This is a genomic window from Kitasatospora sp. NPDC057542 (assembly GCF_042801945.1).
GTDB lineage: Bacteria > Actinomycetota > Actinomycetes > Streptomycetales > Streptomycetaceae > Kitasatospora.
Map to the genome: position 1 here is coordinate 1 of NZ_JBHVFE010000870.1, position 1,021 is coordinate 1,021.

Consider the following 1,021-nt stretch of genomic DNA (forward strand, 5'->3'; position numbering starts at 1 on the left):
CGGAGATGTGTATAAGAGTCATCCCCGCACCAGGGGGGCGTGCGGGGCCCGTTCGGTTTTCCCGGGACGCCCGCCGGGGCATTTCCGCCGGCCCCGGTGAAACTGCCGCCCGGGACAGCGGTGCTGCTCAGCCCGACCGCACCCGGCAGTTGCCGGTGGACTGCCGGTTGACGGCCGACCGCGCACCCCCGAGTCTTTCACGCGGCCCACACATCCGACGCTCCGTCACCACGGTTGCGCGGGTGGTGAGTCGACGTTTCCCACGACCCGGAAGGACCTTCCATGCGCCGTACCTCCGCCCTGCTGACCACCGCCCTGCTCGCCGGGGCCGCCGCTCTGGTCGCACCGGCCACCGCCGCCCAGGCCGCCCCCGCCTGTGCCGCCTACACCTCCGCCTGGAACGCCGTCGGCAGCTGTAGCGGCCTCGACCAGATGCAGACCTGGACCGTGACCGCCAACTGCCTCTACTGGAACTCCACCCACACCGTGCAGTTCTCCCGCCCCGCCATCGGCGGCCTGGCGATGGGCGACGGCACCGCGTCCGCCTCCTGCATGATCGGCGACTCCGTGATGTTCCCGCGCGTCATCCTCGGCGCCGTGCCGCCGGCCGGCCCGACCGGCCAGATCTCCGGCTACGCGAGCAAGTGCGTCGACGTGAAGGGCGCCAACGTCGGCAACGGCACCCCCGTCCAGATCTACGACTGCAACGGCACGGTCGCGCAGAAGTGGCGGATCGGCGTCGACGGCACGATCCGCGCCCTCGGCAAGTGCATGGACGTCTCGGGTGGCGGCACCGGCAACGGCACCAAGGTCCAGATCTACGACTGCAACGGCAGCGGTGCCCAGCAGTGGCAGGCCCGCCCCGACGGCTCGCTGCTCAACCCGCAGTCCGGCCGCTGCCTGGACGACCTGGGCTTCTCCACCGACAACGGCAACCAGCTCGGCATCTGGGACTGCAACGGCGCCGCCAACCAGAAGTGGAACCTCCCGGTCTGACGGCCGACCCGGTCCGCCGCCCCCG

1 protein-coding gene is annotated in these 1,021 nt (G+C 71.5%); it reads left to right on the plus strand.

Annotated features, from left to right (window positions below):
* Positions 1–282 precede the first annotated feature (282 nt).
* On the plus strand, positions 283–996 hold the full coding sequence (locus ACFU7Y_RS44205; protein WP_380772119.1) for a ricin-type beta-trefoil lectin domain protein: 714 nt from the start codon (positions 283–285) through the stop codon (positions 994–996).
* Positions 997–1,021 lie beyond the last annotated feature (25 nt).